Below are 22,914 nucleotides of genomic sequence, written 5' to 3' on the forward strand. Positions count from 1 at the left end.
TAATCGAGATCCGTCGAGCGCAGTCATATGGCGGTGCAGCTGGGCGTGTCGTGGCTCGTTTCGACTGCGCTCGGCGAGCGGGCCGGATTTATGCGGGGCAACCTATCCGGACGGGCGCCAATTGAGCTGAGCTGAGCCAGTTCTGGGCACGGCAGTACAGTCTCAGACAGATGGTCGACGGTCGCGATCTTGCTGACGATCACAACTCCGCAGCCCCCGAGCGGATTTGAGCGACAGCGCCGGCGATGACCGGTGGATTCCGAAGCATCTACGGCGATCAGGCCGTCGCCGCGTGCTCCGCATCCTCATGGCCCTCGGCCCCGACATCGAGCAATTCCTCGAATCGGGCGATCACCTTGTCGTGATACAGCCCGAACAGATCCTCGAACAGCGCGAGTTGCGCATCGGACGGGCCGGAACCCGAATCCCACACCGCGACGAGTGCACGCCATACCAAAACATGCAGATCCGCCGCACCCGCGAAGAAGGCCTCGACGGCCTCGGGTACCTCGAGCACCATATCGCCGATGGAGTTCATGATCGCGCGCTGCATGCTCAGCCCGAGTGCGGTGAGCAGTCGGCGGACCAGGCCGACCTCGATGGCAAGGATCTGTCGGAAGTCGGGAACATCCTGTCGGGCAAGCGATTCCAGTTGGTCGATCGCGGCCTTGAGTTCGGCCGGGTCGATCTCCTGCTCGCTGCTGGTGTAGGCGAGCAGCGCCTCCATGACGATGCCGCGCTCCACCTCGACGATGTCGTGGAACATCTCGATGGCCACATCCGGCATCGGAACCGAGAACCGGAACAGGTGCCGATATACATCGATGCCGCCCGCCTCACGGACATCGCGGATCGTGAACCCCTTGCCGCGTCGCGCTTCGACGAATCCGTACGATTCCAGCCGACCGAGGGTCAACTGCGCGGTCGCGCGGTTCATATCGAACTCTTCCGCGACCTGACGGACCGACGGCATCAACTCCCCCGGCTGATATTCCCCTGCGGCAACCCGGCGTGCCAGCTCATCGGCAACGTCGGCGACTACCGTTTGGGATCCCATCGAGATGCCACCTTTCGACTCGGTTCCGATACGTCCCAGACAGTCTATGCCCTCCTGTGCGAGACTGCACCTGTGTAACACTTGTCAGCGCGCAGTGTGAGGTGAGTCATGACAATTCCGCGTGGCGAGGGTCGATCGGCCGAGAGTTCGACAACTGGACGTGCACGCATTTTCGCGATGAGGTCGAACGGTAAACCTCCTGTTCGCACGGCGGTTCGCAATGCGAAATTAGCGGCGCTGCCGGTCGCTTTCGCGGGCCGGCAAGCCGCGGGCATTGGTAAGCGCGCGCTGGGCCGACCAGCCGGTGAGGTCAATCGCGAAATCCAGATGCGCACCGCACAGCATATGTTCGAGGTACTCGGCGAGCTGAAGGGCTGTGCCGCCAAACTCGGTCAGCTGCTTGCCATTTACGAACTCGCCCTGCCGCCAGATCTCGCCGAGCCGTACAAGATCGCGCTGAGTCGGCTACAGGATTCCGCGCCCGCAATGCTCCCGCGCTCCGTGCACGCGGCGATGACGGCCAGCATGGGGGAGAACTGGCGTTGGCATTTCCGGGAATTCGACGATCGGCGCGCCGCCGCGGCCTCGCTCGGCCAAGTGCATCGCGCGGTATGGCGCGACGGTACGCCGGTCGCGGTGAAGGTGATGTATCCCGGCGGTAGGCAGGCGGTCGCGAACGAGCTGGATCAGCTGCGCCGGATCTCCATGCTGGCAACGGTTTTCGTGCCCGGTGCGGATGTCAAAGGCTTGACGGAAGCGATCTGCGCCTGTGTGCTCGACGAACTCGACTATGCGGCGGAGGCCGAATCTCAGCGGATCTTCGCGGCGGCCTACACCGATGATCCGGATTTCTACATTCCGCGGGTGATCGAACAGCGCGGCGATGTGCTCGTCACCGAATGGCTGGACGGCACGCCGCTGCCGCGCGTCATCGCCACCGGTACGCGCGCGGAACGGGATCGGGCCGGCATGCAGCTGATTCGGTTCATGGCCTCCAGTTGGATCCGCAGCGGTCTGCTCTACGGCGATCCGCATCCCGGCAATTTCCGAGTGCTGCCGGACGGGCGACTCGGCGTCGTCGACTTCGGGGCCTGCACACCGTGGCCGACCGAGGGTTTCGAGGAATTCGCCTTCGACTACTGCGATGCGCTGTTCAACGGCGGACCTGCGGAATTGGAGGCGGCGGCACGCCGGCACGGCTTCTGCGAACCGGGCCGGGTGCTCGATGCCGAGGATCTGTTCCATGTGGTCGCGCCGTGCATCGAACCCTTCCGGCACGCGACCTACCGGTTCACCATGCGCTGGCTGCGCAAACAGGTTCTGCGCGTGGCGAATCCGCGGCTGTCGAATGCCCTGCGTCAGGGCACCATGCCCGCGCGCTTCACGCCGTTCGCCCGCTCGATGCTGACGCTGATCGGTGCGATCGGTCAGTTGGAGACCGAGGGTTCGTTCCGCGACGAGGTCGGGCGCTGGCATCCGACGCTGCACGAGTTGGTGATTCGGCCCGTCGAGGCGGGCGCGTTGCCGGTCGATCTGGCGGTGGCTCGGAGCAAGCGCGCCGACTCGGATGCGCGCCGGATGTCTGTCGGCTGAGTACAACCGCGCTGATCTGCTCGGATACCACGGACGGAACCACCAGAGAGATCACGTCTCAGACAGTGAGCTGTCCGTCGATGAACGTGGTGTCGTTGACGCCGAACGAAACGACCGAGCGGGCGTCGGAGCCGTCCGGAAATCGGGACGCGCATTCGGTCTGCCAGCGGCCCAGAATCTGCCTCCGCACACCCAGGTTGTACGAGGTGGCCGGCCGGCCGTTCGCATACGTCCGCGCGGCCAGGCGGCCGACCCAGCCGAGGCACTGCGGGTCGCCGACACCCGCGACGAAGGAATCACCGATGAAGCACACACGTAGGTCGTTCCACGCCCGGTGATCTTCGCGATTACTCGCCGTGGACCGGGACCCGGCTATCGTCCGCGCGACGGTTTCAGATCGTGCCCGTTAGGATCGCTGTGGTCATTCGGGAGGGATTGAAGTTGACAGGGGCCGAATCCGCAGTGGCCGCGGCACCGTCGTGGTTCACGGATTTGTTCGCGCATCGGCGCTGGATTCGCCGGGTCGAACCGTTTCCGCATATCTATGCCAGGGATGTGTTCGTACCCGAGTTCTACGGGCGGCTGGCCGATGAGCTCGCGCGAGTGCGCCGGGATCGGCCGAAGGCGTTCCAGGCGGTGGCGCCGGATTACGGTGCGGTCGGGGCCTCACTGGCGGGACTGCGGGACGGTCCGTTGGCGCTGTTCCTTTCACGGGAATGGCATGACCTGATCGCACGGGTGGCGGGGGTGGCGACGACCGGTGATGTCGAGGGGTCGGTGCACCATCATCGGCCGGGCAGTCCGTCGGGGTCACCGCACAATGATCTGAATCCGGCCTGGTTCAAGGGTTCGGCACCCGAGCCGGGCGAGATCAGGACCGTGGATCCGGAGGTGGATCTGAAGACCGGCCCGCGGACGCCGGAGGTCTTCGGGCGGGAGACGGTGCGCGCCGTCGCGGTGCTGTTCTATTTCGGCAATCCGGACTGGCAGCCGGGCGAAGGCGGCGAGACCGCGCTGTATGCCCATATCGGCGCGAATCCGGTTCCCGCACTGACGATTCCGCCACTGGACAATTCGCTGCTGCTGTTCGAGTGCACACCGCGCTCATGGCACACATTCGTCGGCGACAACGCCGCCGCGCGCAATAGCGTGGTGATGTGGCTGCACCGGCCGAAGGAAGATGTGGTGCGGCGCTGGGGAGGAGACAGCATTGCGCAGTGGCACTGAACGCCGGGTATGTCTGCTCACCGGAGCCGGAGGTGTCCTCGGTGACACTTTCTGCCGTGGTCTGTACACCGACTACGACATCATCGCGGTGTGCCGCAATCGCACCCCGGCCGCACCGTCGCAGCTCGAATGGTTCATCGATCCCTTCGAACCCGAAATGCCGGTGCCGGAGAACGATTCGCGGATCTTCGTGATCAAGGGCGACTTGGCCGAAGCGGGTGCGGTCGAGCGCGTCGTCGATATCGCACTTGCCCGCTTCGGGCAGATCGATCTGCTGGTCAACAATGCCGCGCACAGCCGATTCCAGCCGCGCGGCATCGTCGACGGCGATGCCGCGCTGGACGAATTCGATCCGCATTTCACGCTCAATGTCGGTGTGCCGCTGCGTTTGTCGGCTCGGTTGGCGCAGCGGAGCTGGGTGCACGCCGGAGACGAGAACCGGGCGCGAAATCGCAATATCGTGAATGTCTCCAGCATGGCGGGCTCGCGGGTGTACCCCGGCGGACAGGCGCTCTACGCGGCGTCCAAGGCGGCGCTCAACCACCTGACCCGGCATATCGCGGCCGAATTCGAGGAGTTCGGGGTGCGGGCCAATGCCGTCGCGCCCGATGATTTTCCCGCGGCGGTGTCCACCGAACAGGTGGTGCGGGCCATTGTCGAACTCGATCGAGGCGAGATGAGCGGCGAAGTGTTCACCGTCGGTGTGGCGGCCGAGGGTGGGCGTCACGCACTCGGTGCGGACACCCACTGACCTATGCCGTCGCGGTGATCTCTTCGGACATCGTCCAGAGCCGTTGCGCGAGTTCGGCATCCACCGCCTGCTTGTTCCGCGGCTCCTCCACGTCGAACCGGTGGAAGTACTTGCCGTTGATCTCGTCCGGCGTTGTCGCCAAGTGCACCAACGGATCCGCGCCTTTGTCTGCCCTGATGAAGAAGGGCCGTGACAGGGGCGAGCGGATGAACGCGCCGAGGCCGAGCGGAGCATTGTCGTAGACGTGGGTGGCGACCGCACCCGGATGGAATGCGGCGGTGACCAGCCCGGTGCCCTCGGTGCGGCGAGCCAGTTCCCTGGTGAAGACGATGTTGGCGAGCTTGGAGCTGCCGTAGGCGCCCAGCTGGTTGAACGAACCGGTCGAGGCGTTGACGGTGTCGAGGTCCAGTTTCGCCATCCGGTAGGTCATGCTCGCGGTATTGACCACCCTGGCCTGCGACTGCACCAGACGATCCAGCAGCAGGGCGGTCAGCAGGAACGGGGACAGGTGATTGACCTGGAAGGTCAGCTCATTGCCGTCATCAGTGACGGTGCGTTTCGCCCATGCGCCGCCCGCGTTATTGGCGAGCACATCGATGCACGGATAGCGATCGAGAAGCTGATCGGCAAGTTTGCGCACCTCGTCGAAGCGGGCGAAATCGGCGATGAACGGCTCCGCACCGACCCGTGTCGCCACCTCGGCGGTGCGCTCGGGCGAGCGCCCGACCACCGCGACGCTCGCGCCGCGCGCCACCAGCTTCGCTGCCGCCTCGGCGCCGATGCCGGAACTGGCGCCGGTCACCACCACCGTTTTCCCGGTTAGATCCTGTGTTGCCATGTGCTGCCTTCCATCGGCTGATTCGTCCTGATCCTCATCGGCTGAGACAGATTCGGCAAGACCGTCTACTGGACGGTAGGTCGGCGGGGCGAACTCGCCGGGACGCCCAGGCCCAGCCATCCGGGGGAAGCGCCGGCGCGCAACGGTAAGTTAGGCACACCCAACACCGGCAGAGGCCGGAGGAGGCGGACGAGCGGAGCCAGAGATGCGAGTTGATGGGCGGGATATCCCGGTCACGGGGAGCCTGCTGCAACCGCTGATCCGGCGGACCAGTGACATCATCCGTGTCGTACTCGCGGCCCTGTGGGTCGGCGTGGTCGTCGCCGCCTCGCTGATCACCCGGCCTGAGTGGCTGGCGCTGGAACGTTCGGTCTCGAATATCGTCGGCTTCCTCAATCCGGACCAGTCCAATCTGGTGTACCTGGTCTATGGCATGGCGATTCTGGCGCTGCCGTTCGCGATCCTCATCGAATTGATCATCGGCAGGCAGTGGAAATTGCTGGCGGGCTACGCGGCCGCGGGATTGGTCGCGGGTCTGCTGCTATCGATCACCGGCACGGGATTGTCCGCGCCGCAATGGCATCTGCAGGTACCGGATCGGCTCGATACCTTCCTGTCGCAGTTCCTCGACGATCCGCGCTGGATCGCCATGCTCGCGGCGGTGCTGACCGTATCGAGTCCGTGGCTGCCGACCCGGCCGCGGCGCTGGCTGTGGTTCCTGTTGCTGGCCTTCGCGCCGATCCACCTGGTGGTCAGCACGGTCGTCCCCGCGCGGGCCATGTTCGGGCTCGCGGTCGGCTGGTTGGTCGGCGCGGTGATCGTGCTGGTGGTCGGCACCCCGGCGCTGGAGGTGCCGCTGGATGCGGCGGTGCGGGTGCTGGCCAGGCGCGGACATACCGTCACCGCGTTCACCGTGGTGCGTCCCGCGGGACGCGGTCCACTGGTGCTCGCCGCGGCCATCGACGGTCCGGAGCGCGAATTGACCGTCGAGCTGTTCGGCAAGAATCAGCGCAGCTTCGGTGCGCTGCGTCAGCTGTGGCGCTGGCTCACCTTCCGCAGCAGTGAAACCGCGGCACTCAACGTCTCCATGCACCGCGCCGTCGAGCACCGTGCGCTGGTGGCCATTGCCGTCGGCGAAATGGGTCTGGCCGCAGTGCAGCAGGTCGCCGTCGCGGCGCTGGAACGCGGCTGGATGCTGTACGCGCACACCATGCCCCGGGGCAAGCCGCTCGACAAAACCTCCGGCGAGGACCTGGCCGGTGTATGGAAATCGCTCGCCGCACTGCACTGCGGCCAGATCTCGCACGGCGATCTGCGGCCCGTTGAGATCCGAATCGAGAACGGCGCCACGTTGTTCAGCGGATTCGTCAATGCGGAATTCGGCGCGTCCGACAAGCAGCGACAGTCCGATGTCGCGCAGTTGCTGGTCTCGACCACCGCGGTCTTCGGCAAGGAAGCCGCGGTGCGCACCGCCATCGAAACGCTCGGCGAGCAGACGGTACTGACCGCGGCGAGCAGACTCACCAAGTCCGCAATGCCCACCGGCATCAAGAAATCGATTCCGGACTGGGGCGAGGTGGTCTCCTCGGCCCGCGACGAGGTGCGCAAGCAGACCGGCCAGGACAAGATCGAGGCCGAGCAGATCACCCGGTTCAGCCGCAATCAGCTCATCCAGCTGGTGTTGCTGATCGGGTTGGTCTACGTCGCCTATCCCTTCATCAGTGCGGTGCCGACCTTCTTCTCACAGTTGTGGACCGCCAACTGGTGGTGGGCGCTGCTCGGGCTGGCGTTCTCGGGGCTGACGTATATCGGTGCGGCGGCGGCACTGTGGGCCTGCGCAACGCGCCTGGTCGGCTTCCGCAATCTGGTGATCATGCAAGTCGCCAATACCTTTGCCGCTACCACGACCCCGGCGGGTGTCGGCGGACTGGCCTTGAGTGTGCGCTTCCTGCAGCGGGCCGGGCTCGGTGCGGTGCGGGCCACCGCCGCCGTCGCATTGCAGCAGGCCGTCCAGGTGATCACCCACATCGGCCTGCTGATCCTGTTCAGTGTGGCGGCGGGCACCTCGGCGAATCTGTCGCATTTCGTGCCCGACGCAACCGTGCTCTATCTGGCGGCCGGTGTGGGCGTCGGCATTATCGGCGCATTCATGTTCGTGCCGAAACTGCGGCGCTGGCTGAACAATTCGGTGCGTCCGCAATTGCAGGAGGTGCTCGGTGAACTCGGTGATCTGGTCCGGGATCCGAAGCGGTTCTCGGTGATCGTGCTCGGCTGTGGCGCGATCACACTCGGCCTTGCGCTCGCGCTGTGGGCCAGCGTCGAGGCATTCGGTGGTGGCGCGTCATTCATCACCCTCACCATCGTCACCATGATCGGCGGAACCCTGGCCGCGGCCGCGCCGACACCCGGTGGCGTCGGCGCGGTCGAGGCCGCGCTGATCGGTGGTCTTGCCGCCTTCGGCCTGCCCGCGACCATCGCCGTGCCGTCGGTGCTGCTGTACCGCGTGCTCACGTGCTGGCTGCCGGTGTTCTGCGGATGGTTCTGCATGCGCTGGATGACATCGAAGGACCTGATCTGATCAGGCGTGCTTGGTTGCCACCAGTACGCCGGTGGTCGGTGCGATCGCGGTGAAGTCCACGGTCGCGAATCCCGTTGCCCGCAACGCTTCTCGGTAGCGGCGAATATCGATGGCCGCCAGCGGGTCCGTGTGCTGTCCTGGTGCGTGCGGGTCGTCGGTGCGGCGCGCGGCGAAGCGGGACATGATGCGAACCGCCGCGGGCAGGACTATTCCGGTCGGGTGGGTATCGGCGAGCAGCAGTCGGCCGCCGGGGCGCAGCACGCGGAACATCTGTGCCAGCGCCGCTGTGCGCTGTGCCTGCGGAATGTGATGCATGACGAAGGTCGAGGTAACCACATCGACCGACGCGTCGGGCAGGGTCAGCGACTGGGCGGCGCCGACTTCGAAACGGCAGTTGGGGGCGGCGCGGCCGCTCGCATAGTCGATCATCTCCTGGGACGGGTCGATACCGATCACTCGACCGGCCGGTCCGACCCGATCGGCCAGCCCTCGGACGAGTTGGCCAGGGCCGCAACCGATATCGACGGCGTGGTCGCCGGGGGCGGCACCGGTCAGCTCGACGAGTCGAGCGTTCAGGCTGCCCACCCGGCCGAGCAAGAAGGCCGACTTCAAGGCGAGGTAGCCACGCGGTTTGGTGATGAGAATGCCGATCTCGGAATTCCGGTCAGCAAATGCGTTAGTGGACTGTTGTTCGTTTCCGGTCATGAGTACATAATCGGATCAGATGACCGGATCGACCAGAAGCAAAAGTGCGGATATCGTGCCATTGCGAACGAATTCGCACTATCTGTACGACAACGCGGGTATTCGCGTTCGGAGGATGCCGATGACCAGCACCGATCGCCGAGTGCGGCGCACCAAGAGCCTGCTGCACCGCGCCTTGATCGAGCTGATGATCGAATGCGGCTACGACCGGATCACATTGCAGGACATTCTGAATCGCGCCGATGTCGGACGCTCCACCTTCTACGCGCACTTCCGGGACAAGGACGATCTGCTACTGGTCAGCAGTACCGAGTACCTGCGCGCGGCGGTCGCCGATGTCGAATCGGGCGCGAATGATCCTGACGCACCGCAACATTCGGAACCGCTCGCACCGCTGTACACGCTGTTCCGGCTGGCATCGGCGAATCCGGAGGTCTACCGGGCGCTGCTGGGCCGCAGGGCGACCGGCGTGCTGTTGCGCTCGACGCGGCGCATGGTGGAAGAGATTCTCACCGAACAACTTTCGGGTCGCCTGGATATGGACGACGACGAATTCGCGGTGACGATGACGTTTCTGTCCTGGGGCGTGGTCGGCCTGCTCGGCTCGATCGCGGATGCGGAGCCGCCGCTGCCCGCGGCCGAAACCTACCGTCGGCTCGAAGTTCTGGTCGGGCCCGGCCTGACGAGCCGGGTGTCGCACACCGAACGGGTCAGCGGCGCAGGCCGTTGACCACGCGGGTCGGCCTGCGGTCATAGCCTTCACACCTATGTGCCGATCAGCTCCAGCGCCTGCTCGCCCGGCCGCTTCGATCAGCTTCGCCTCATCGATGAAGTTCAAGGTGCCCAGCTGATCGTGACGCATCGGCGCCGCCGATGTCTTCGATTCGGCGAAAGGTCAGGACGAATAGTCCTTGCGCAACTGCACTTTCACGACCTTGCCGCTGGCATTGCGCGGCAGCTCGGCCACGATCACCAGATCCTTGGGTTGCTTGTAACGTGCCAGCTTCTCGTCGAGGAACGACGCCAGCTCGTCGAGGGTGAACTCGGCATCCGGATCGACCAGGGCGACAACGGCAACCGGCACCTCACCCCACTTCTCGTGTGCCCGCCCGATGACCGCGGCCTCGCGGATCTTCGGATGCGAGAAGAGCACATTCTCCACCTCGGCGCAGTAGATGTTCTCGCCGCCGGAAATGATCATGTCCTTCTTGCGGTCGACCACCCAGAGGAAGCCCTCCTCGTCCGCGCGGACCAGGTCACCGGAGTGGAACCAGCCACCGGCGAAGGCGTCGGCGGTGGCCTCCGGCTTGTTCCAGTAGCCCTGCATGAGAGTCGGTCCGCGATAGACGATTTCGCCGATCTCGCCGGGCGCGACATCGTTCATCTCGTCGTCGACGACGCGGGCCTGGATGGTCGGGATGGGCTTACCGACCGAACCGAGCTTGCGAATCGCGTCCTTGCCATCCAGCACACAGGTGATCGGCGACATCTCGGTCTGGCCGAAGACCGCGACATTGACCGCGTCCGGGAAACAGTCGGCCATGGCTCGCAGCACGGTATCGGAGGCCGGGGCCGCACCCCAGCTGAGCACCTTCAGCGCGAGCTTGCGCTGCTTGACCGTCGGCTCCTCGCAGATCATCTGCCACTGCGCGGGCACGCAGAACGCGGTGGTGGCCTGCTCGCGCTCGACAGCGTCGAGGAATTCGGTGGGATCGAAGGCACCGAGCGGGTGCAGCACGGTTTTGCCGCCGAGCAGGAAAAATGGTGCGAGACTGCCGAGTCCGGCGATATGGAACAGCGGCGAGGTGCAGAAGCCGATCGAATCGGGCCCGATATCCGTGGCCCGGATGCTGGTCAGCGCTTGGCCGTTCATATTCGAGTGCGACAGCACCGCGCCCTTCGGGCTGCCGGTGGTGCCCGAGGTGTACATGATCAGCGCGGGGGTGTCCTCGGGAATGTCCAGCGGCGTATGGGGTTCGCCACCCTCGGTAAGCACATCGTCGTAGCCGAGCACTCCGTCGGCGCTCTGGCCGCCGATCACTATGCAGGTCGCCAGCTCGGGCGCCTGACCCTGCACGGCGGCGGCCAACGGCTGCAGCATGGTGTCGGTGACGATCGCCTTCGCGCCGGAATCGCTGACGATATAGGCGACCTCGGGCGGGGTGAGCCGGAAGTTCACCGGGACCGCGATGGCGCCGAGTGCGTTGATGCCGAAGACGGCCTCGAGGTATTCGGGATAGTTCAGCGCCAGGATCAGCACCCGGTCACCGAAGCCGATGCCGCGGCGGGCGAGCGCGTCGGCGAACTTCAGTGAACGCTCGTGCAACTGCCGCCAGGTGGTGTCCACACCACGGAACCGCACGGCGACCGCGTCCGGACGCATCCGCGCATGCGATGCGATCTGGTTGTTCCAGTGGTTGCGCCGCGACCTGATCGGCTCGTCGAGCGCCTGTGCACCGGTGGTCATGCCACTCCTCTCGGACCGCCAACCGCGCGTCGGAGTATCCGACGGCGTCGACGGGCTGAACTGAGAGCAGAATAGCAACTAACTTAATCCAGCAGCAAGCGACCGATATGGGAATCGCTGTTAATCGGCTTGATTCGGTTACCTCGAGCAAAAAATTACATCTAACTGCGCTTTTAAGCGCAATCTCGATAGTTGCTTCGAGTCTTCGCGCGCGTCCAGAGGGCCATACGATGCGAATCACGACTCACTTACAAGTTGAACCGCAGACGATTGCCGTGTCACCATCACTGCGTAAGGGCGCCACTGGCACGCCCCGCAACGCATAGGAGAAGCGCAATGCTGCGTACCAGGTTCACCGAGACATTCGGCGTCGAACACCCGATCGTGCAGGGCGGCATGATGCATGTCGGCCGCGCCGGCCTCGTCGCGGCCGTCGCCAACGCGGGCGGGCTCGGCTTCATCACCGCGCTGACCCAGCCCACCCCCGACGACCTGCGCAAGGAGATCGCGCGGACCCAGGAGTCGACCGATAAGCCATTCGGCGTGAACGTCACGATCCTGCCGTCGATCAATCCGCCGCCATACGCCGAATATGTGCAGGCGATCATCGAGAGCGGCGTCAAGATCGTCGAGACCGCGGGCAGCAATCCGGAGCCCTTCCTGCCGTACTACCGGGAGGCCGGTATCAAGGTGCTGCACAAGTGCACCAGCGTGCGACATGCGTTGAAGGCGCAGAAGATCGGCGTCGACGGCGTCAGCATCGATGGTTTCGAATGTGCGGGACATCCTGGTGAGGACGATATTCCCGGGCTGATCCTGATCCCGGCCGCCGCACGGGTTCTCGATATTCCGATGATCGCCTCGGGCGGTTTCGCCGATGCCCGCGGTCTGGTTGCCGCGCTCGCGCTCGGTGCCGACGGCGTCAACATGGGCACGCGCTTCCTGTGCACACAGGAGTCGGCGATCGACCAGAAGGTCAAGGAACAGATCGTCGCCAACTCCGAACTCGACACCAAGCTGATCTTCCGGACCATGCGCAATACCGCGCGTGTCGCGGACAACGAGATCAGTCGCAAGGTCGTCGAAATCGAAAAGGCCGGCGGCACTTTCGACGATGTCCGCGATCTGGTCGCGGGTGCGCGCGGCCGACGCGTCTTCGACGAGGGCGACCTCGACGCGGGCATCTGGTCGGCGGGGCTGGCCCAGGGCCTCATCCATGACATCCCCTCCTGCGCCGAACTGATCGGCCGGATGGTCGCCGACGCGGAGGAGCTGATCACCGCGCGACTCGCGGAGAAGGTGGTCGCCTAGCGATTCGTCGCGAGCCCTGGGCCGAGCGCCCAGGGCTTGTCCCGTACCCGGCACAGCCCATCGAGAGGTGACCGCGACCGTGGTAAGACGAACCCCTGACCTACGATGACGTCGACTACCAGCCAAAGGACGGTCATCCGTGTCGGAAGGGTTCGACTGGTCTCTGCCGAAGACCTACATCCTGCCGGTGGATATCGACGGTTACCTGTCGATGCCCGAGGACATGGCGCGCAATGTCGAGATCAGAGACGGGATGATCATCCACTGCGAATCCACCTCGCCGAATCACAATGCGATAGCCCGAAATATCGAACGGGCACTGCTGGACGGCCACGCCGAACGCGGTTCGGCCGAGCCGTGCTTGCGAGTCAACCGGGCTGTGGACCTGTTGGTCTCGGAGGTCCCCTTCCACTACAAACGGCCGGACGTCATCGTCTACCGCTGTATCGATGAGCCTCGACCGAAGTGGCGGATGAAGCCGACAGCCGCGGACGCCGTGCTGGTAGTCGAGGTTGTCTCGCCGACCACGATCACCGCCGACCTGGTCGACAAACGTGCCGAGTATGCCCGGTTCGGTATCCAGCACTACTGGATCGTGCGGATGGCAAATGAGGACGGTCCCGCGGTTTCGATAGAAATGCTGACGCTCAACTCTGCCGGGGAATACGTCTCGGCGGGGCACCACACCCGATCGGACCGTTCAGCCAGTGCGATCGATTCGCTGGTGCCGTTCGAGGTGCACGCCACCTGGCAGCAACTCGACGAGGGGATCGACTGAAAGGGCGCGGGTTACCGCTTCCGTGCTGCGAGCGCCTCGACGGCCGCGTAGTCGTGGGCTGCGACGATTTCGATGCCGTCGGGTAGAGCGTGCAAGCGGTGGATGGTGGCGAAGGTGGCGTCGCGGTCGGCATCGAAGAGTTGACCGGGCATGGGTGCCTTCTCGCGGATCAGCTCGACCTGGAGTTTGTTCCATACCGCGTCGCCCGCGAGCAGTACCCGGGTGCCGTCGTCTACCGCGAGCAGGACGCCGATGCTGCCAGGGGTATGTCCAGCGAGGTCGACGAGCAGCACCGAACCGTCATCGAACAGGTCAAGGCTGCGCGGGAAGGTGAGCACCGGCGGCCCGTCGAGTTCGAAGGTGTCGAAGGCACGCCCGCGCAGTGGGCCTCGGGCAACGCCGGCCGGGGCGTGCGGGCCGTCGAGGGCCCAGGCGCGTTCGACGGCGGGTAGTCGGACGGTCACGGAATCGGGCAGTTCCAGCAGGCCGGAGATGTGGTCCCAGTGCAGATGGGTCGGCAGGACGAAATCGATCGCGTCGACGGCGATATCGCGGGCGGCCAGCGCGTCGGAGAGCCCGAGCACCGGCTTATCGGGCGCGACCAGGAGCGGAATCGGGAACGGCAGTTCGGGCAGCACCCGGTCGTGCACACCCGCGCACAGGGCCGGATCGACCAGGAATCGCGCCTTCGGATGTTCGATCAGATAGGCCGACATGGTCATCGGCAGTTCGCGCAGGCTGCGCACGCCCTCCGCGACGATCGTGGTCGGCGCGGCCATGCGGGCCTGCATCAGGACGGTGAGCCCGACGGTCGCCTCGGTCTGCGGCAGCGCGACCGGTTCCAGACCGGCCAGCAATGCGGTATCGGGGCGACGCGGGCGCAGCAATCGACCAGGCGTGGCAGCCAGCGCGCTGCAGCAACGCAGCAGGGTCGGCAGGGTGGGCGTCCGCTCGGTTCCGGATTCGGGCACGGTGCCACCGTAGGCGATCACGGAAAACGACGAAAGAACCGGGTATGCAGGACAATTCCGGACAATCCACCAGCCTGGACGACACCTTGATCGCGCCGATATCTACGGCATAATCGCAGGGGGTACCGGCGTGGGGGCACCAGCCCTCCGGCGACGGGAGGAGGACGGATGGGGCCTGATCTTCCGGACGGGCAGGGTGTTGTCTCGAGCGACCTGCGAACAGTCGCCGACGGTATATCGAACAGAACCGGTTCGCGACGTGCCGCGCTACTGAGCGCTGCCACCGTCGCCATTGCCGACCTGCTGAATGTCGATGCCGCAAAGGTCTCGACCGATGCACCGTTCAGCGATCTCGGCCTCGGCTCGCTGCAACTGGCGCGGCTGACGGCGCACCTGGAAGATGCCATGGGAGTCGAGGTTTCGCTCACCACCCTCTACGACCATCCGGACATCGAGCAGCTTGTCGAGTATCTCGCGATGCGATGAGCACCGCCGATACCGCTTCTGTCCGGCCGAATCCGCCGGTATCGATCGTGGGCATCGGCTGCCGGGTGCCGGGCGCGCCGAATGTATCCGAGTTCTGGCGGATGCTGTGCGATGGCCGGGATGCGACCGGTGCACCGCCGCCTGGTCGACCCGGCACGCGTTACGCCGGATATCTCACTGACGTCGACGCATTCGACAACGACTGGTTCGCGATCTCCGGTCGTGAGGCCGCGCTGATGGATCCGCAGCAGCGGCTGGCGCTCGAGGTCGCGATCGAGGCACTCGACGATGCCGGAATCGGCTATCACACCAGGGGTTCCGGGGCTGCGGTGGTATTCGGTGCGTGTGCCTACGATCACGGCATCGCGGTGCTCGGCCGCGACGGGCACGATGCGCCGTACGCGGTCACCGGATCGGCGCTGAGCATCATCGCCAACCGGCTGTCCTATGTCCTGGACCTGCACGGACCGAGTCTGGTGGTGGACAGTGCCTGTTCGTCATCGCTGGCCGCGGTGGATCTCGCGGTGCGTCTGCTGGCCGATGAGGCGGTGCCGTTCGCGATCGTCGGCGGGGTGAATCTAACGCTGCTGCCGCATACCTCGGAGTACCTGGCCGAAGGCGGGTTCCTCGCGCCCGACGGGCGCTGCAAACCATTCGATGCCGCTGCCGACGGATATGCCCGCGGTGACGGATGCACCGTGGTGGTGCTGCGGCGCACCGCCGACGCGCTGCGGGACGGCCATCGGGTGTACGCGGAAATCCTCGGCACGGCGGTCGGTTCGGACGGACGGTCCAATGGGCTGTACGCGCCGAGCGGCCGGGCCCAGCAGGACATTATTCGTACCGCCTGGGCACGGGCCGGACTCGATCCACATGATGTCGGGTACGTCGAATGCCATGGCACCGGAACACCATTGGGTGATGCGGTGGAGGTGGGTGCGCTCGCCGCGGTCGTCGGCGGCGGTGCCGAACCGACCTGGATCGGCTCCCTCAAATCCAATATCGGACATCTGGAGGCGGCCGCCGGAATCACCGGAATGGTCAAGGCGGCGCTGTCCATTCGCCACGGCGCCATCCCGCCGACCATCTATTTCCACACCGAGAACCCGCTGCTGAAGCTCGCCGAACACGGATTGCGGGTACCGACCGAGCCTGTCGACTGGACCGAAACACCGGTGTGTGCACGACGTGCCGGAGTCAGCTCATTCGGATTCGGCGGCACGAATGCGCACGTGGTGCTGCGCGGTCTCGACGCCGCGCGCCACCGGAGTTATGAACCGCCGGTATTGCTTCCGGTCACCGGTCGCGATATTGCCGAGCTGCGGTCGCATGCGTTGCGGTGGGCGAAGTTGCTCGAGTGCATGTCGTCGGACGGCACGAGCAACGATTCGCGAAACAGCATGAGCAACGCCCCACGCGACAGGCCCAGCAGCGCCACGCGCGATCGCATGAGCACAGCTCCGGGTAACGACACCACCTCGGCATCGCACGACAACATCCGCGCCCCCTACCACAACGGCGCAAGCAGCTCCGTGCATGGCGACACCGGCAACGCTCGGCGCGAGAGCACCTGTCGCACTTCGCAAGAGCGCACGAGCGATTCGCACGAGGGCGCTAGCGACGATTCACCTGAGCGAACAAGTGGTGATTCACCTGAGCACATAAGCGGCACTTCGCGCGCAGGCACACGTGGTGATTCAGGCGAGCGCACAAGCACTGCTACGCGCGCGGATATCGGCGCAGCGACCGGCGCGATTGTGGCGAGCTACTCGGGTATCGGAGGCAGCGATCACGAAATTCTTCGGCAATTCGCGGCTGGCGCGGCGCGGTTGATACCTGAGAATGCCCGGGCCGCAGTGGTTGCGCGGGATCTGGATGATGCGGTGGATCAGTTGCGGGCGTTGGCGGGTGGGGAGTCCGGGGGCGGGGTGATCGGCCCTGGTTCGGTGCGGCGGCGGGGCGGCGTGCTGTTCCTGTTTTCTGGGCAGGGTGGGCAATATTCCAAGATGGGGCGGGGTCTGGCGGCTCGCTATCCGGTATTCGCGCAAGCGGTGACCGCTGCCGCGGATGCGATTGCGGCGGCAGGTGGCGGGCGAGTTTGGACACCGCGCAACGGGTTCGCGCTCAGCGGTGCGGCGAGTAACGGAAGCAGTGCGACCGAATTCGTGCAACCGGCGATCTTCGCATTCCAGGTGGCGCTCGCCGAACTGCTGGCCGCGTGGGGGATCGAACCGGACGCGGTGGTCGGGCACAGTCTCGGCGAGGTGGCCGGGGCCGCGGTGAGCGGTGCGTTATCGCTTCCGGATGCGGCCCGAGTCGTGGTGCAGCGCAGCCGGATTCTGGCGCGGCTCGACGGGCACGGTGCGATGGCGGTGCTGGAGACGACAGCGGATGAGGCGGCGCGGCTGGTCGAGCCACTGCACACGACGGTAGCGATCGCGGCTATCAATGGACCGCGTTCGGTGGTGATCTCCGGTGCGCCGCGCTACATCGATGCGCTCGTCCGCCGAGCCAAACGCAGGCAGATATTCGCGCAGCGGATCGCCGTCGACTTCGCCGCACACAGTCCACAGGTAGGCGCGCTCTTCCCCGAATTCGTCGACACGCTCGGCGGACTCACCGCGCAGGTGCCGCGCGTCCCGGTGTACTCCACGGCGCGTCGACGCGAAACGATCACCACAGCCGCGATGGACGGCGACTACTGGGCCGAAAATGCCTCGAGAACGGTCGACTTGGCCGCCGCGCTGCAAAAAGCCGCCGACGACGGATTCGCGACGGTGCTCGAAATCGCACCCCATCCGGTCCTGACACCCGCGATCGGTGAGTTCCCCGAATTCGCCGGCGCCACCCACACGGTGACCACCCGCGACAACGAGGCCGGAACCTTCCTGACCTGCCTCGCAAAGCTCTACCTCGAAGGCCGCCCGCTGAATTGGGCCGCAAACGGCCCCTTCACCGCACCCCCGCCCGCACGCCAATGGTCCCACCGCCGGTTCCCCCCGATCACCATCATCGATCCCGGCACGACCAACGTTCCTGCCACCCAGGCCGACACCACCAACGTTCCTGCCACCAAGCCCCGTACCTCGTACGTCGCTGCCACCGAGCCCGACACCACCAGCGACGCCACAACCGAACCCCGCACCACCAGCAACACCGCCACCGAACCCCGCACCACCCGCGACATCGCCACCCGGGCCGACACCACCAATGTTCCTGCCATCGAGCCCAGCACGTCGTACGTCGTTGTCTCAGAACCGCGCACGTCCCACGACGCTGCAGCCAAGCCCGACGCAGCAACTGAATCCGGCGTCATCCGCGACGCTGCAACCAAGCCCAGCAGCACCCGCGCCGCCGCAACCGAACTCGACACCCACGGCACCCCAACAACGCCCCCTACCACCGGCCACGTCGGCACCAAACCCGAAAACATCTATGGCACCGCCACCGAAAACAGCACTCCCCGAGACGCCGCAACCGAACCCCACACCCACGGCGCTGCGGCTGAGCCTGGTACCACCCGTCGCAGTGCCACCGATCCCACTCTCAACGGCCACGCCGTCAACAACTCCCCGGTGTCCGACTTCGGCACAGGGATCGGAGTCGATGTCGTCCGCAGCGAACCCCACGACTCGAACGCAACCAACCAGCTCGCGGCTCCGCACAGCCGAAATGCCCAGGGTGCGAATACAACCACCGAGCAGGATGCTGCTGGCGGCCAAGACGCTCTCGACCCGAAGGCAACCGCTCGCGACTGGAACACCACCGCCCGACCCGACACGGCTAGCGGTCGCGACACCGACAGCGCGAATAGAACCACCGGACGCGAGACAATTCGCAGCCGAAATGCTCAGGGCGCGGACATCCCCTCTGGTTTCGACATCGGTGGCGGCCCCGACGCCCACGACTGGAACACAACCACCCCTCTCGACCGAGACATCCACGCCACGAACACAACCAGTGGTTTCGACATCGGTCGCAGCCGAAAGGCCGTCGATTCGAGCGCATCCGGCGTCTTCATCGCTGAATCCGAATTCCCCGCAGACGATCTCCACGATCACGTGGTGCAGGGTGCCCCGACTGTCCCCGCGGTCTTCTGGCTGCTCAGGCTCATCGGCCTGGCTGGGGCCGGGCGGACGATCGGCGATTTCGTGGTGCATGAGCGGACCGGGCTTGCCGCGCTGTCCGTTGTCACTTATCGAGCCGATGGTGCTGGAAAGTTGCGGGCGGAGGTCACAGGCGCCGGGACGCTGGCTTCGGCGCGGTTGGCCGGTGACCCCACACCCGGGGATATCGTCGCATGGATGCGGGTGGTCGATGCAAATCGGGCAGTCCGTCGGCGGATGCGAGCACTCACGCCAGGTGTTTTCTACGACTCGTTGCGTGCACGGCAACTCGACTACGGTCCCGGCTTCCGCGCGCTGCGCGATATCGAGGCCGGACCCGATTGTGCGGTGGGGTCGTTCGATTCCGCCCCGCTGCAGCGCTCGTCGACCCTCGACAGCTGCCTGCAGGTGCTCGCGGCCGCGACCTGGGACCACCTGCCCGCCGATGCCATCCCGCTGCCGTTCGGCATCGAATCCGCCTGGCTGTCCGCCGAACCGGACCTGGTTCTGCTGGAAGCCCATGCGCTCGTGCGTGATCGATCGACGACCGGAGTGACCGGCGACATCATCGGCACCGATCAGCACGGCGTCCCCGTGCTCGCGCTGTCGGGTGTCCGCATACGTTTTGCGGCGATCGAATCCACCATGCAGGTCGGCCCATTCCGCCAGGAAACGTGGATCCCGTACCTCGGCAACGCCGAGAGCAACGGCCGGCGCACCAGCACCACGAATCCGCGGCGCGCTTTGGTTATCGGCGAATCCCAGCTCGCCATCCGGCTCGCCAGAGAACTCGACCGCACCCTGCCCACCGAACGCGTTGCCCGCGAACCGGATGCCGCCGGTCCGATCGTCTCCGCTGTTCTCGCCGGACGCGCCGACACCGCCGACACAGCAGTCGTCGTGGTCTGGCCCACCGAATCCGGCGCGACTCACACCGGCCACGACATCGAGTCCGCGATCAGTGCCGCCGCCACGACCGGACGCATGCTGGATCTGCTCCAACGCGTCCAATCCGAGGACACCACAGCATCTTTGACGATCGTCCTCCCAGAACCCGGCGCGACCGACCGCCAACCGCCCGCTCGGAGCCGACAGCGCAGCTCGCCGGACAAAACGATCATGACAATGGCGGTAGCCGGTTTGGTGCGGTCGATGCAGCTCGAATCGGGCCGCGAAGTGCGGCTCGTATGGACCGATAGATCACCGTCCGCAGTGTCGCGACTGCAAGAACTCATCGCCACCGCCCACGCACTCCCCGATGAGCTCCGCGTCTGCGCCGACGCCATCATGGCACGCCGTTTCGTCCCCACCCGTCCCCGATCGACCACACCGACGCCGATCGACCCCAACGGCACCTACGTGGTCACCGGCGGATTGGGTGCGCTCGGTTCGGTCGCGGTGCGCTGGCTGCTCGATGCCGGTGCCCACGATGTCGTTGTACTCACCCGCGCACCCAGACCGGTGCCGGCACTCCTGGACGGACTCGAGGACCGGATAGTCGTGGTGCGCTGCGACGCCGCCGATCGCAGCGATCTCGCCAACGCGCTCGACGATGTTCGCGAATGCGGTTCCACCATCCGCGGCGTCGTCCATGCCGCGGGCGCACTCGAAGACGCCGCCTTCGAAGCCGTGACTGCCCGCCAACTCGCCCGCATGTTCGCACCGAAACCCATCGCCGCGAAAAACCTCATCGAGCTCACCGCCACCGACCCAACCGACTTCGTGCTGCTGTTCTCCTCGGCCACCGGGGCACTTGGCGCACCAGGACAGGGCGCTTACGCCAGCGCGAACGCCGCAATGGACGCCCTCGCTCACAAACACCCGGGTCGGCGCGTATCGAGCATCGGCTGGGGCGTATGGGATTCGGGCCTCACCCAGAGCGCGGGTGGTGCGGCGCATCTGCGGCGCGCCGGAATCCGCGCATTCGATATCGCACGCGGCACCGAATTACTCGCCCAGACCATGTATTACAACGAGCCCTACCTGCTCGCCCTCGACTACGCGCCGACCGCCGATCCCGACCCGGTCGCCACCCGACTGCGCAACCTGCTCACCGACCAACCAGCAACAGTCCCCGCGCCGCCGAACCCGATACCGCCGCGTCCGGCCGAACCACTCACCACGACCATCCGCACCGCCCTCGCCGCCACCCTCGACCTGACCGCCGACCATGTCGATCCGGAAGCCGATTTCAACGAATTGGGCATGAGCTCCCTGCTGGGCATAGAAATGCGCCGACGCCTCGAAACCCGCCTCAATATCCGGATCTCGACCGCCGAATTGTTCCGACACCCCACCGTCACGGCACTCGGCGCAGCCCTGGCCGACCGAGTCGCCGCCGCGAAATCCGATGGGGCGCTGTGACTTCTCCGAACACGATGCGAGCGACCGATGCACTGGTGACCCGGGTTGCCGAGTGGGCGCGAACCAGGCCCAACGACAATGCGTACACCGAATTGCGTTATCGCGGACAGGATTGCGCGCCGGTCACACTGACCTACGAACAACTGCACCACGCGGCGGGGGCACAGGCCCAAAGACTCAGGGCGACAACCGATCCCGGTGACCGAGTGGCAATTCTGTGTGGTCACGGAATCGACTACGTCATAGCCTTTCTCGCCTGCCTCTACAGCAATCGCATTGCGGTGCCACTATTTCCGCCGACGGGCAATAGAAACAGGTCTCGACTCGAGGGTGTACTCGCCGATGCTCGGCCCGCATCGAGCCTGACCTCGGCGACCGACACCACCACCAGCGCCATCTTGGGTCCAGACCTGGGCCGAGTGCTGATACTGACACCGGAGACCACCCCGGCAGCCGACCCGATTATCGATCGAGCAGACACGGCCTATCTCCAGTACACCTCCGGATCGACCAAGACCCCGGCCGGTGTCGAAGTAACCCACGCGAATCTCGCTGCGGCCCTGGATCAATTGTGGACAGCGGTGCCCGCGGTGCGCACCGAACCCATCGTCTCCTGGCTCCCGTTCTTCCACGATATGGGCTTGATCCTGGCCCTTTCACTACCGCTCTACTCCGGCGTGCACGGCGTGACCATGGCGCCGGCCGAATTCGTGAAACGCCCCATGCGCTGGCTGCGCGCCCTCAGCGACTACCGTGCCGGCGCCACCGGCAGCCCGAATTTCGGCCTGACGCTCGCGGTCTCGGCAACCAGCCCCGCCGAACGCGCGGGCCTGGACCTATCCCACCTCGACGCACTCCTCAACGGAGCCGAACCGATCCGCACCGAGGCTCTGACCGCCTTCACCGAAACCTTTGCCCCCTACGGATTCCGACACCGCGCCCACACTCCGGGCTTCGGCTTGGCCGAGGCCACACTCTCGGTCACCATATGCGATCAGTCGACCGAGCCCGTCACACATCGATTCGACCGAATAGCCTTGGCGCAGGGCCGCGCACAGACCGCACAAGAAGGCGTTCCACTGGTCGGCTGCGGCGTACCCGCAGGCCAGCGAGTCGCGGTGGTGGAGCCCAACGAGCACACCGAGGTAGCGGCGGGCACCGTCGGCGAGATCTGGGTCTGCGGCCCGAATGTCTGCGCCGGTTACTACAACAATCCGATCGCCACTTCGTCGACATTCCGGGCCACCATGTCCGGGAGTGACGAATCCTGGCTGCGCACGGGCGATCTCGGCTTCTGGCACGAGGGCCAGCTCTATATCGCGGGCAGGCGCGAGGACCTCATCATTATCGACGGCCGCAATCACTATCCGGCCGATATCGAATCCACAGTTTCCGACTGTGCCCCCGAACTGCGCGCCGGCCACGTAACCGCATTCGGTCACGATGACGGCCACCGCGAGGATCTGGTGGTCGTCGCCGAACTCGCCGACACGGCGGCCACCGGATCAGCGGAACTGGCCCTTCGCATCCGCAATGCCATCGCTGCCGCCCATGAGGTGACACCGAGGGCCGTCGTCCTGGTCGAACCGGGCCGGATCCCGAAGACTTCCAGCGGCAAATTGCGCCGTGGCGAATGCCGAGCGCTCTATCGCGCGGGCCACCTAACCCAGCAATGACGGAAA

General features: G+C 65.7%; 16 protein-coding genes. 10 read left to right on the top strand and 6 right to left on the bottom strand.

Features of this window, described 5'->3' with window-relative positions; genetic code table 11:
• Window positions 1-277: 277 nt before the first annotated feature.
• Window positions 278-1,057 carry a GntR family transcriptional regulator gene (locus ACQPXH_RS32575; RefSeq protein ID WP_433600221.1) on the bottom strand — a complete coding sequence of 260 codons (780 nt, stop codon included), beginning with the start codon at window positions 1,055-1,057 and terminating at the stop codon, window positions 278-280.
• A gap of 177 nt (window positions 1,058-1,234) precedes the next feature.
• Between ACQPXH_RS32575 and ACQPXH_RS32580 the strand changes: the two genes are divergently transcribed.
• On the top strand, window positions 1,235-2,650 hold the full coding sequence (locus ACQPXH_RS32580; protein ID WP_433600222.1) for an ABC1 kinase family protein: 1,416 nt from the start codon (window positions 1,235-1,237) through the stop codon (window positions 2,648-2,650).
• A 58-nt stretch (window positions 2,651-2,708) separates the two neighbouring features.
• On the opposite strand, the gene ACQPXH_RS32585 is transcribed toward ACQPXH_RS32580, so the two are convergent.
• On the bottom strand, window positions 2,709-2,963 hold the full coding sequence (locus ACQPXH_RS32585) for a hypothetical protein (RefSeq protein ID WP_433600223.1): 255 nt from the start codon (window positions 2,961-2,963) through the stop codon (window positions 2,709-2,711).
• 104 nt (window positions 2,964-3,067) lie between these two features.
• Between ACQPXH_RS32585 and ACQPXH_RS32590 the strand changes: the two genes are divergently transcribed.
• Together ACQPXH_RS32590 and ACQPXH_RS32595 are read left to right on the top strand one after the other, a co-directional pair.
• Window positions 3,068-3,877: a 2OG-Fe(II) oxygenase gene (locus tag ACQPXH_RS32590; protein ID WP_433600224.1), complete on the top strand. Its 810-nt coding sequence runs from the start codon at window positions 3,068-3,070 to the stop codon at window positions 3,875-3,877.
• A complete protein-coding gene (locus ACQPXH_RS32595; RefSeq protein ID WP_433600225.1) occupies window positions 3,861-4,628 on the top strand; it encodes an SDR family NAD(P)-dependent oxidoreductase in 768 nt (255 codons plus the stop codon). Before ACQPXH_RS32590 ends, ACQPXH_RS32595 begins: the two co-directional genes overlap by 17 nt.
• Before the next feature lies 1 nt (window position 4,629).
• On the opposite strand, the gene ACQPXH_RS32600 is transcribed toward ACQPXH_RS32595, so the two are convergent.
• Window positions 4,630-5,466 (bottom strand): SDR family NAD(P)-dependent oxidoreductase, encoded by an 837-nt coding sequence (locus ACQPXH_RS32600; RefSeq protein ID WP_433600226.1) that lies wholly within the window; start codon window positions 5,464-5,466, stop codon window positions 4,630-4,632.
• A 205-nt stretch (window positions 5,467-5,671) separates the two neighbouring features.
• Here ACQPXH_RS32600 and ACQPXH_RS32605 point away from each other — a divergent pair, with 205 nt between their 5' ends.
• A complete protein-coding gene (locus ACQPXH_RS32605) occupies window positions 5,672-8,044 on the top strand; it encodes a lysylphosphatidylglycerol synthase transmembrane domain-containing protein (RefSeq protein ID WP_433600227.1) in 2,373 nt (790 codons plus the stop codon).
• Here ACQPXH_RS32605 and ACQPXH_RS32610 read toward each other — a convergent pair whose 3' ends face one another.
• Window positions 8,045-8,749, bottom strand: a complete 705-nt coding sequence (locus ACQPXH_RS32610; protein WP_433600228.1) for a methyltransferase domain-containing protein — start codon at window positions 8,747-8,749, stop codon at window positions 8,045-8,047.
• Between the two features lie 121 nt (window positions 8,750-8,870).
• Between ACQPXH_RS32610 and ACQPXH_RS32615 the strand changes: the two genes are divergently transcribed.
• Window positions 8,871-9,479, top strand: a complete 609-nt coding sequence (locus ACQPXH_RS32615) for a TetR/AcrR family transcriptional regulator (RefSeq protein ID WP_063042613.1) — start codon at window positions 8,871-8,873, stop codon at window positions 9,477-9,479.
• Window positions 9,480-9,644: 165 nt separating this feature from the next.
• Here the strand turns inward: ACQPXH_RS32615 and fadD5 are convergent, their stop codons facing one another.
• A complete protein-coding gene (gene fadD5, locus ACQPXH_RS32620) occupies window positions 9,645-11,216 on the bottom strand; it encodes a fatty-acid--CoA ligase FadD5 (protein WP_433600229.1) in 1,572 nt (523 codons plus the stop codon).
• Between the two features lie 336 nt (window positions 11,217-11,552).
• Here fadD5 and ACQPXH_RS32625 point away from each other — a divergent pair, with 336 nt between their 5' ends.
• Window positions 11,553-12,527 (top strand): NAD(P)H-dependent flavin oxidoreductase, encoded by a 975-nt coding sequence (locus tag ACQPXH_RS32625; protein ID WP_433600230.1) that lies wholly within the window; start codon window positions 11,553-11,555, stop codon window positions 12,525-12,527.
• Window positions 12,528-12,666: 139 nt separating this feature from the next.
• Window positions 12,667-13,305: a Uma2 family endonuclease gene (locus ACQPXH_RS32630; protein ID WP_433600231.1), complete on the top strand. Its 639-nt coding sequence runs from the start codon at window positions 12,667-12,669 to the stop codon at window positions 13,303-13,305.
• Between the two features lie 11 nt (window positions 13,306-13,316).
• On the opposite strand, the gene ACQPXH_RS32635 is transcribed toward ACQPXH_RS32630, so the two are convergent.
• Window positions 13,317-14,276 (bottom strand): MBL fold metallo-hydrolase, encoded by a 960-nt coding sequence (locus ACQPXH_RS32635; protein WP_433600232.1) that lies wholly within the window; start codon window positions 14,274-14,276, stop codon window positions 13,317-13,319.
• Window positions 14,277-14,444: 168 nt separating this feature from the next.
• Here ACQPXH_RS32635 and ACQPXH_RS32640 point away from each other — a divergent pair, with 168 nt between their 5' ends.
• From ACQPXH_RS32640 to ACQPXH_RS32650, 3 genes are read left to right on the top strand one after another with little or no spacing between them, the layout of a single operon-like run.
• Window positions 14,445-14,762, top strand: coding sequence for an acyl carrier protein (locus ACQPXH_RS32640; RefSeq protein ID WP_433600233.1), 318 nt, complete (start codon window positions 14,445-14,447; stop codon window positions 14,760-14,762).
• The gene (locus tag ACQPXH_RS32645) at window positions 14,759-21,232 is read left to right on the top strand and encodes an SDR family NAD(P)-dependent oxidoreductase (RefSeq protein WP_433600234.1); all 6,474 of its coding nucleotides are present in this window, start codon (window positions 14,759-14,761) and stop codon (window positions 21,230-21,232) included. Before ACQPXH_RS32640 ends, ACQPXH_RS32645 begins: the two co-directional genes overlap by 4 nt.
• Window positions 21,229-22,908 carry a fatty acyl-AMP ligase gene (locus tag ACQPXH_RS32650; protein ID WP_433600235.1) on the top strand — a complete coding sequence of 560 codons (1,680 nt, stop codon included), beginning with the start codon at window positions 21,229-21,231 and terminating at the stop codon, window positions 22,906-22,908. The genes ACQPXH_RS32645 and ACQPXH_RS32650 overlap by 4 nt, the downstream gene beginning before the upstream one ends.
• Window positions 22,909-22,914 lie beyond the last annotated feature (6 nt).

Source organism: Nocardia sp. CA-135953 (genome assembly GCF_050955735.1).
Taxonomy (GTDB): domain Bacteria; phylum Actinomycetota; class Actinomycetes; order Mycobacteriales; family Mycobacteriaceae; genus Nocardia.